Here is a 9,557-nt window from a genome sequence, read left to right on the forward strand (position 1 = left end):
GAGGTTTTAATAAATTGATGAAAGTTATGCAGATAATTTATTTTAAGAAGGAATGATTATATGAAAAAAATTATTATCCTTTTGGCCGCAGCTGCTATCACGATTGTTTTAGTAATAGATAATACCAAAGCACAACAGGATAATTCAATATATGTAGCTGTAAATGGAAATGATCAAAATAATGGGACAAAATTAAAGCCATTTCGAACACTAAAAAAAGCTGCTTCAGAAGCTGTAGCCGGAACTACCGTCTACATACGAAAAGGAACCTATAATGAAAGACTTGTCATTAAACATAGTGGAACAAAATCAAAACCAATTATTTTTAAAGCTTACAAAAACGATAAAGTTGTTCTTAGTGGAAAGCATTTAAAAGATGTTGAAGGGGATACATCCTTAGTTACAATAAATAATAAAAATTATCTTACGATTAGTGGATTAGCTATACAGGATTTATCTACTAATTTAACAGATGAAACGGTAATGGGGATTTATGTAACAGGAGCTAGCAGTCATATTACATTAGAGAATAACCAGGTGCGGCGAATTGAAACACATGCAGATAACGGAAATGGCCATGGGATTGCCATATACGGAACTGGTCCAATGAAAGACATAAATATTTTTAATAGTATAGTAGAGGATCTAAAACTCGGTTCAAGTGAATCTCTTGTACTTAATGGAAATATTGACGGCTTTAAGGTGGAAAATAATCTAGTTCGCCGAAGTGATAATATCGGTATTGATCTGATTGGTTATGAGGGTACCTCAAATGATAAAAAAGCTGACTATGTCCGAAATGGGGTAGTAAAAAATAATAAAGTCTATGAAATATCCTCGTACGGAAACCCGGCTTATGGGAAAAACTATTCTGCTGGTGGAATATACGTAGATGGGGGGAGGAATATAACTATTGAAATGAATACCATTTATAAATGCGATATCGGAATTGAAGCAACGTCTGAACATGCGAAAAAATATGCTAGTCATATTAATATTAAAAAAAATACTATTTATAACAACTATTTCACTGGGATATCGATTGGTGGGTATGATAAAAATCGTGGAGGTACGATAAATTCAACAATCTCGAAAAATATTATTTATCGAAATGACACGAAGGGACTAGATGGGGGACAGCTTTTATTACAACATGATACAAAAAACAATGTGATCGAAAAAAACATTTTAACAGCTGGACCATCTCGCCTGTTTATTGCTAATTATTTCACAACCAATAAAGCAAATAAACTGCAAAATAATGTATTCCATAAGGAAAAAGGAAAAACTGGTATTTGGATATGGAAAGAGGGAGAATATACTTCTTTTCCGGAATTTAAAATTACTTCAAGTAGTGATGAGAGATCCAGTTATTTAAATCCGAAATATGAAAATGAAAAGAAATATGATTTTAGACTGAAAAAGGATTCACCTGCAAAGAATATTGTTTTCTAGTAAATAACAATTATCTCAGAACATGGTTCGGACAAAAGTACCTGGCAACAGGTTTTACATAAGTTTTTAAAAAGGCACTCAAATGATTTTAATAATCGTGCTAAACAATTTTGGGGAAATAGGTTGGATTATTGTTATTGATTAATCAAAATGAGGGATAAACCCTCATTTTATTTTTTGCCTATTTTTGATATTTCCTATTATGGTGTATTTTGGTTTTTTAACATTAATCATTATAAACTTCGCCTTTTCAATAGCTTCTCCATCTCCAGGTGGTTCAACGCTAAAACGTATTACATATAAGTCATTCGGCGGATTATGCGCTCCTTCATAGGTATGCAATTGTGCAGTAATTTCATGTCTATTATTAGATTCTTCAATCCGCTTCCTCATACATTAGAGGTAACACATCCAGATAAACCAATTTGGCCAGCAATTAACATACAGAAGGATGATTACTTATTATATCTACAACATGTAGCGCCATATATGCTGCCATATCTAAGAGATCGTTTACTTACAGTTATTCGTTACCCGCATGGAGTACCTGGAGAGAGTTTTTATCAAAAGAATAGTCCTGATAACGTACCTGATTTTGTGACTACGAAACAAATTCGCGGTAAGAATTATATTATTTGCAATGACCTTGAAACACTATTATGGCTTGGAAATCAACTAGCTATAGAGTTTCACATCCCATTTAATAAGATTAATTCAAATAAGCCTACGGAAAATGTCTTTGATCTGGATCCACCCTCTTTAAATGAGTTCGCTATAGCAACAGAAGCAGCACTACACTTAAAAACTATATTTAATCAGTTTGGACTTCAGTCATTCCCAAAAACTTCAGGTGGTAAAGGTATATACGTTTATATACCTTTACCCTTTGATACGTTTACTTATGATGATACACGCCTTTTTTTCGAGTTTAAATGTAAGTTTTTATGTGAGCAAGAGCCACGATGGTATACCACTGAACGATTAAAGAAGAATCGGAATAATAGATTATATCTCGACTATGTTCAGCATAAAGCTGGTAATACGTTAGCAGCTCCTTACTCTCCTAGAGGGAATGAAAAAGGATTAATCTCAACACCGCTAAATTGGGAAGAAGTTAACGATTCGTTAACACCGACAATGTTTACTATTCCTGCCGTTATAGACCGTATTCAGAAGCAGGGTAATCCATTTCATAGCTTCATTCGTACAGAGAATTCACAACAATTTGCAAATGTCCTAAGCCAATTAAAGAAGGAGTAAGTTAGTAGCAGCAAAACCTAATTAGGTGTATCTAAGTAATATTTTCAATATTTCTTAGATACAGTTGCATTTTAAAGCAATGATTCCATTAAAAAAATGATAGAATAACAAGGTTTTTGGGAATATTTGTAGAATGATAATCTATAATGGGAATAAAGTTAAGTCAAATTAGTATAGAAAAAGACGGTTCCTATAATATAGGAGGGGAAATTCTTGAATATGAAAAAAAGAATAATAAGTATTATGTTTTTAGGAATCATAATAATTGGAGGTTATTTCATTATTTTGAATTTCAATGAATTTGTCATAGAGAATGAGCCTACAAAAATTGAAGAAGGGCTAAATAAATTTATCAATCGTCCAGAAGGTAATTTGAAGGTTAAGCTATTAAAAATTCAACAGATAGATAAAACGGATACATTTGTTGCAATTTTTTCTATAAATGAAAGTGACTTCGGATATGCAAAGTTGGAAAAAAAGTTTTTCAACAAGTTAAAAATTATTTATACAAGTAGTGGTTCAGCAAAAATTGCATATAAAGATATTGAAACGAATAAAGGAAATTATGGATTATTATTTGGATTGAATCCTCAATTTGTAATACATACTGTTCAAATCAATAATTTAGAAGGAACGCATACCCAAAAGGTAGATGTAAGTAATAAAGAAGTTATTCTCGTTGCTGACAAATTATCAAAGGAAGTAGAAAAAGCGATTACTTCTAAATTGTTGTTTTTTGACAAAGAAGGAAATGAGGTTGTAGAGTAGTTGGATTTAGGGGCTTTTGCTAGGTAAAGTGAAAAAGGAGACTGATTTGTTCATTTCTACTCAAAAATCAAGCGTATTCTAGGGTAAAATGATATGCACCCCTTTTGGTAGACAGATTAAAAAATAAAATCTGTTTATCTAAGGGGAGTATTTTTATGGTACGAAGTAAACACACATATGGATTGAAATTGATCGTTCTAAATTTATTAAGTGAAGGTCAATATTCAATGAAAGATTTAGTTAAACAATTCGAAGTATCTGCGACAACTATTAAACGCTGGAAAATCAAATATGAGACCTTGGGTGAAGATTCTCTTCGAGAAGCTACTTCCTGTATTAGCTACCCTAAAGAACTAAAATTAGCAGCTGTTGAAGATTATATAGCTGGTGGACTTTCTTTAATTCAGACCATATCTAAATATGGAATTACCAGTGATTCTGTTTTAATGCAGTGGGTGAAAAAGTATACTAGTCATAGAGAATTCAAAGATTCGAATAAAGGAATGAGCCACTCTATGACTAAGGGAAGAAAAACAACATTACAGGAACGTATTGAAATTATTTCCTACTGCATAAAACAACATAAAAACTATCAATTAACAGCGGAAACATATCAAGTTTCTTATCAACAGGTATATCAATGGGTGAAGAAATTCGAAGAGAATGGCGAAGAAGCTTTACGAGATAAACGCGGTCGAACAAAGGAAGAAGTAGAATTAACACCGGATGAAAAAATGAAGATAGAAATGAAACGATTAGAAAAAGAAAATGAACGCTTGCGTGCTGAAAATCTTTTATTAAAAAAGTTAGAAGAACTCGAAAGGAGGCATCGTTAACTAAGATTCGCCAACAAAATCAATATAAAGCTATTCAAGTAATACATGAAAAAGAGAACCTGCCTGTACAATTATTGTGTAAGATTGCGTGTGTTTCGCGTGCAGCTTATTATAAATGGCTTCAGCGCTCACATTCGGTTCAAGAATTAGAAAATGAAGCGATTCTACAAGAGATTCAAGCATGTTATAGACAAGTTGAAGGTATTTATGGTTATCGGCGTATAACCTTAACAATCAATAGAAAACGCCAAGAACAAAAGAGACCAACGGTCAACCTTAAACGTATTTACCGCTTAATGAACTTGAGTGGACTAAAGTCTGTCATTCGTCGAAAGAGAAAACGATATGTCTCTTCTCCGGTACACCACGTTGCAGAAAATCTATTGGATCGTAAATTCACTGCAGCTCAATCAAATGAAAAATGGGTAACTGACGTGTCCCTCATGCCAAAACCACCTCGTATATGTAATAGTCTAGATTATCGTTTGATATTACATTATAGCAAAAGTAACAGTTAAAGTTATATTCTATAGCAAAGAGATTTTAGATAAATGTACTGAATTTTTAAAAAGAAAGGAAGACTTTATACCTGAATTATGTTCAGTATATTGAATGTAGTATTTTGTACTTTTATCCGATCTAGAGTAAGTTTATACAATAATCAAGTAGTATTATTTTAAAAAATAAAACAAATAAAGAAAAATATGGTAATGTTAAAAGAGTTGAATGGCTGAAAATTTAAAAAATTTAAGATGCTCTTCATTACATAATGATAGTATCGAAAGGAGAATAAAAATGAAAATAAATAAACTTTTTGCAAGTATAGCAGCAGTAGGTATTTTGACAATAGGGCTTGGTTCGTTTGCAAATGGAGCAACTTCTTATTACGGATATGGAGGAAAAGTTCCAACTGTAAATGATTTAGAGTCTACAAATGCTGTTAAAGATAACAGTGCAAGCGCTTACAACTTTGTTCAGTATATTCAGAGAGGTAAATTGGTTTCATGGGTTGAGAATACAAGTGGTAGTAATGTTTCACAAAGCGGGACGTACTCAGCTCGTGCCGTAATTCCAATGGATTACTTGGGGAATGCTAGTTCTCTAATAGGAAAAAATCTTCATTTGAATATATCTACATCTACAGGTACGGTGGAATCAGTAGATACTGACGGAGAATGGACACCTAGTTAAATAGTAATTTGATTAAATAAGGTACTAAAAATTTTTGGTCATTCAACGAATAATAATCAATATCAATAATGTTAATTGTAAAAGATAAAAGTTGAGGTGTTCGAGTTGATGATGTATATCAGGCAAGAACTTAGAAGAGCATTATTATCAAAAGTTGGACTTATCACTATATTGTCTTCCACTCTTTTGGTTTTTATAGGTATGTTTGGACCATTAAAATGGATAACAGGTGGTGGCATTTCAATAATGTACACCTTTTTACAGGGCTATAACTCAGGAACTGCGTCTTTTTTGGTGATCACATTTCCAATAGTTGCATGTATTCCATTCGCTAGCTCCTACCGAACAGATATTCAGACAGGATTCCATAATTATGTACAATTACGTATGAAAAAAAGGCAGTACATGAGTATAAGATTAGCTGTGAATGCCCTGGTTGGCGGAGTAGCAATTGCAATTGGACCATTTATTTCCTTTTGTTTTTTAATACTTGTCAAGCTACTGTTTAATGTCCCGATGTTAAGAGCAGAAGAACGATTAGAACCTGTAATGTTCTTTAACAGTATCGGTGTGAGTTCACCAATTTTAATGATTTTAATCATTATAGTTATTATGTTTTGTTGTGGCGCCATTTTTGCTACTTTAGGATTAGGGGTATCTACAATAATACAAAATAAATATATTTCAATCTTCGTCCCGTTTATTTATCTCATCATTTCTGCGACTGTATTAGCAAAAATTCATCCCAGTTTAAATGCAATGGCATTGTACGATGTTGATTTAATGAATGGATCTATCGGACAAACTTTTTTATATGGCACACTGCTTGGTTTGTTTGGTATTACAATATTCTTAATAGGAGGGACAGCAAAGTTTGAGGAGAAGTATAAAGAATAAAAAAGTGGTAAAGTTCTATTCACCAAAAAAAAGTTATCTTTTCGTATATCTTGTATTGATGTTGTATTTCTTTAATCTATTAATTTCGACAAAGATAATCGGAGGAAATATTTACGATCTATTACTTAATCTAACAGAATTTCATCCTCTTTTTTATTTTATCCTACCAGCATTTTTAATAGTCCTAGTATCGTTATTTTCATTGGGAAACGTGCAAAACTATTTGTTAATTAGGTTTGATACTAAACGTAAATGGTATCATGCAAATTTATTGCGAATGGCAAAATCTGTAACATACTTCTGCATGTTGCTAGTTGCCATTATGTTACTGCAAGCTGTATTCGTGTTAGATTTTAATAACAAATGGAGTAATTATAGTCTTAACCACTATAAATATCATACAGAGCTGCTGAAAAACATAACTCCATTTTTCTTAACGACCATGTCAGTCGTACTTTTATGGCTGTTTTTATTTTTTTACGGGATGCTTTTTTACATAAGTTATTTGTTATCAGGTCGGCTTCTATTTTCTGGTATGGTTGCATTTCTAGTCAACTTTCTAAGTATTGGTGTGGTTCTTTCAAAAGTAACTCCAATATCTCGCTACTTGTTTTATGAAAACATTAATATTTTTCAATACACATATGGTTTCTCCCCTATGATAGGTGAGTATCCATTTGAAATAATACTATATTGGATTGGATTGATTTTTGTTATTTATATAATTGGTTTTTTCTGTATAGACAAAAGAGATATGTATGTTAGTGAGAGAAAATAATGTTGAAAAAATTGGTTAAATACTACTTAAGTTCTTTCTTTAAACCTATGTATTTTCTATGCATAGTTGTATTTTTTGTTCTGAATGTATTTCTTGTTAACTCTTCATATAGCGATTTCATACCAAATGGTTATGTAAATCGAATAGTATTTATGTTTTATATGCCACTGGATTTCAAATTTGATTTATTACGTTGGTTATTGATTACTTTGCCTATTCTCCTATCTCTTAGCTCGTTCATTGTAAATGAGGTGCATAAACGTCCTGCTTACATTATTCTAAGGATGAAAAATTATAGTAGTTGGTTTCATAGTATGTTCATTTCCATTTTCATAATTATAATTGTAACTATAGGAATTGGCTTTGGCATTACAGGTATAACTATTTTCTTGTTTAATAGCCAGATAGTAGCATCAAGCGAATTTGGATTATCTTCTTTCCTAAATACAAATGAATGGGTACTGATGTTGAATCAATTTACACTAGTTATTTTTACATTGGTGTTATTACTTATTTTACATACAATTTTTTCATTTTTAGTAAACAATTCAGCCTTCGCAATGTTACTGGTAATAATTAGTATGATTTCATCTGCTACTATTGGTTATATATTTCCATCACTAATTAAGATGTTACCCTTAACATATATGTTTCTCGGTTTCAGGGAAATTAAGAAAATATCCTTTTTTTGGTCTAACAGTATAATTTTTATTTGTATCGTTTTGTCATATTGTTTGCTTTATTTTCTATTTAAAAACCTAAAAGAAAAAATAGTTAGTGTTTGATTGAAAGGAGATGTATGAATGACAATACTAGAAATTCAAAATCTGCATAAAAAAATAAAAGGCCGTGAGCTGCTTAAAAATATAAACTTAATTGTTGATAAACCTGGAATTTACGGTATAGTCGGTAGAAATGGTTCAGGAAAAAGCCTATTATTTAAGACGATTGCGGGGTTATTCGTTCCGAGTAGTGGAACTGTGAAGGTGTTTGATGACATTATTGGGAATGGGAACTTTCCTAAATCATTTGGTGCACTTTTAGATACACCAGGATTCCTCACGCATTATTCGGGTTTCGAAAATTTAAAAATACTAGCCTCGATTCAGAACAGGATCAATGATAAAGATATAGAAAATGTTCTAACATTGGTTGGTTTAGATTTTAATGATAAGGGACCGGTTCGTAAGTATTCATTAGGAATGCGACAAAGGCTCGGAATCGCCCAAGCTATTATGGAAAAGCCGAAATTATTATTAATGGATGAACCTATGAATGGACTGGATGAATCAGGTGTATCGGATATGCGGGAAATGATTCTTGAATTTAAAAAGCAGGGGATAACAATTCTTTTGGCTAGTCATAATCCTGAAGATATATCCTTACTTTGCGATAAGGTTTACAAAATGGATGGAGGGGAGTTAAAGCTCGATACTCTTAAAAAAATAGAGATAACAAACTGAGTCTATCCTAATCTATCATTGTTCCATTCATGTTCAATTAACTGGTTTAACTATTAAGCAACTTTTTCAGCAACTAAAATATGATAATAAAAAGGACTCTATCAAATTTGATGGGGTCCTTTATTGATGATTGACGAATAATTCGGCTAGAAGCTTAACGTAATGAAATATAGTGTACAACAAAAGTTTGGATTTCAAATGCCGTCCTTCCTTTTGATTTTGTCAATATACAACTCACTTCTGACGTACCAATTACTACTTGAGTGAAATTTCATACAACTACTCGTGACGTAGAAAGTAATTAAACGTTAATAACGCTGCAATGACAGGGGGGAGATGAATAATTCACATCACGATTAGTTTGTGTACATCACAACTAAGTTGTTTTCGTCACGATTGAGTTGTTCACGTCACATTTAAGTTGTTAGTGGACAGATTTAACTGAAAGAAGTACTAAGTAAGAAAAATCCATTGTTCGCAAAATACCAATTTAACGAACAATGGAATAAGTGTAAATAAAAAAGAAAGACAAATTTACATACTTCGATTTAATCTAACCTCGTCATTAGGAATCTTATACACTTCAATATTCATGTTAGAATAGTAAAATCAGGTAAATAAATTTACTTTATAGGAGTTGAGTGGTTATGGCAATAAAGTACTTTCTTACTAAACGTATTCCGCCTTATAAAATATATAAGAATGATAATCAAAAACCAACTATGAACGCCATGAGCGCTGTGCAAGATCATTCGAATCGTATACAAGGAGTTATGGGGCTAGCTGGAAAGCAAATGGCAGCTGTGAGCGCGGCTCAGGATAATTGGAAGCATGCACAAGGAGTTATGGGGTTAGCTGGAAAGCAAATGGCAGCTGTGAACGTTGCTCAGGATAATTGGAAGCATGCAC

General features: G+C 32.2%; 10 protein-coding genes. 9 read left to right on the top strand and 1 reads right to left on the bottom strand.

Annotated features, from left to right (window positions below):
• Positions 1-60 precede the first annotated feature (60 nt).
• Entirely contained in the window at positions 61-1,455 is a 1,395-nt protein-coding gene (locus tag ACQKM9_RS03800; RefSeq protein ID WP_427732754.1) for a right-handed parallel beta-helix repeat-containing protein, read from the top strand.
• A 165-nt stretch (positions 1,456-1,620) separates the two neighbouring features.
• Here ACQKM9_RS03800 and ACQKM9_RS03805 read toward each other — a convergent pair whose 3' ends face one another.
• Entirely contained in the window at positions 1,621-1,797 is a 177-nt protein-coding gene (locus tag ACQKM9_RS03805) for a hypothetical protein (protein WP_427732756.1), read from the bottom strand.
• A 15-nt stretch (positions 1,798-1,812) separates the two neighbouring features.
• On the opposite strand from ACQKM9_RS03805, the gene ligD reads away from it, so the two are divergent.
• The 8 genes from ligD to ACQKM9_RS03845 form a co-directional block, all read left to right on the top strand.
• Positions 1,813-2,715 (top strand): non-homologous end-joining DNA ligase, encoded by a 903-nt coding sequence (gene ligD, locus ACQKM9_RS03810; protein ID WP_427732758.1) that lies wholly within the window; start codon positions 1,813-1,815, stop codon positions 2,713-2,715.
• A gap of 213 nt (positions 2,716-2,928) precedes the next feature.
• Positions 2,929-3,483 carry a hypothetical protein gene (locus ACQKM9_RS03815; RefSeq protein WP_427732760.1) on the top strand — a complete coding sequence of 185 codons (555 nt, stop codon included), beginning with the start codon at positions 2,929-2,931 and terminating at the stop codon, positions 3,481-3,483.
• A gap of 155 nt (positions 3,484-3,638) precedes the next feature.
• Positions 3,639-4,319, top strand: a complete 681-nt coding sequence (locus tag ACQKM9_RS03820; RefSeq protein WP_427732761.1) for a transposase — start codon at positions 3,639-3,641, stop codon at positions 4,317-4,319.
• A 74-nt stretch (positions 4,320-4,393) separates the two neighbouring features.
• The gene (locus ACQKM9_RS03825) at positions 4,394-4,837 is read left to right on the top strand and encodes an IS3 family transposase (RefSeq protein ID WP_427732763.1); all 444 of its coding nucleotides are present in this window, start codon (positions 4,394-4,396) and stop codon (positions 4,835-4,837) included.
• Between the two features lie 277 nt (positions 4,838-5,114).
• Positions 5,115-5,510 (top strand): hypothetical protein, encoded by a 396-nt coding sequence (locus ACQKM9_RS03830; RefSeq protein ID WP_427732765.1) that lies wholly within the window; start codon positions 5,115-5,117, stop codon positions 5,508-5,510.
• A gap of 108 nt (positions 5,511-5,618) precedes the next feature.
• A complete protein-coding gene (locus tag ACQKM9_RS03835; protein WP_427732766.1) occupies positions 5,619-6,407 on the top strand; it encodes a hypothetical protein in 789 nt (262 codons plus the stop codon).
• Between the two features lie 1,581 nt (positions 6,408-7,988).
• Positions 7,989-8,648, top strand: a complete 660-nt coding sequence (locus ACQKM9_RS03840; protein WP_427732768.1) for an ATP-binding cassette domain-containing protein — start codon at positions 7,989-7,991, stop codon at positions 8,646-8,648.
• Positions 8,649-9,295: 647 nt separating this feature from the next.
• Positions 9,296-9,557: hypothetical protein (locus tag ACQKM9_RS03845; protein WP_427732770.1), on the top strand; the 262-nt coding region annotated here is incomplete at its 3' end.

The sequence above is a fragment of the Viridibacillus sp. NPDC093762 genome (assembly GCF_050279675.1).
Classification (GTDB): Bacteria; Bacillota; Bacilli; order Bacillales_A; family Planococcaceae; genus Viridibacillus.

Bases quoted from the DNA above. Each gene is read 5' to 3' on its own strand.
- ACQKM9_RS03835 (WP_427732766.1), top strand. From the start codon at position 5,619: ATGATGTATATCAGGCAAGAACTTAGAAGAGCATTATTATCAAAAGTT.
- ACQKM9_RS03830 (WP_427732765.1), top strand. From the start codon at position 5,115: ATGAAAATAAATAAACTTTTTGCAAGTATAGCAGCAGTAGGTATTTTG.
- ACQKM9_RS03800 (WP_427732754.1), top strand. From the start codon at position 61: ATGAAAAAAATTATTATCCTTTTGGCCGCAGCTGCTATCACGATTGTT.
- ligD (WP_427732758.1), top strand. From the start codon at position 1,813: ATGTCTATTATTAGATTCTTCAATCCGCTTCCTCATACATTAGAGGTA.
- ACQKM9_RS03840 (WP_427732768.1), top strand. From the start codon at position 7,989: ATGACAATACTAGAAATTCAAAATCTGCATAAAAAAATAAAAGGCCGT.
- ACQKM9_RS03820 (WP_427732761.1), top strand. From the start codon at position 3,639: ATGGTACGAAGTAAACACACATATGGATTGAAATTGATCGTTCTAAAT.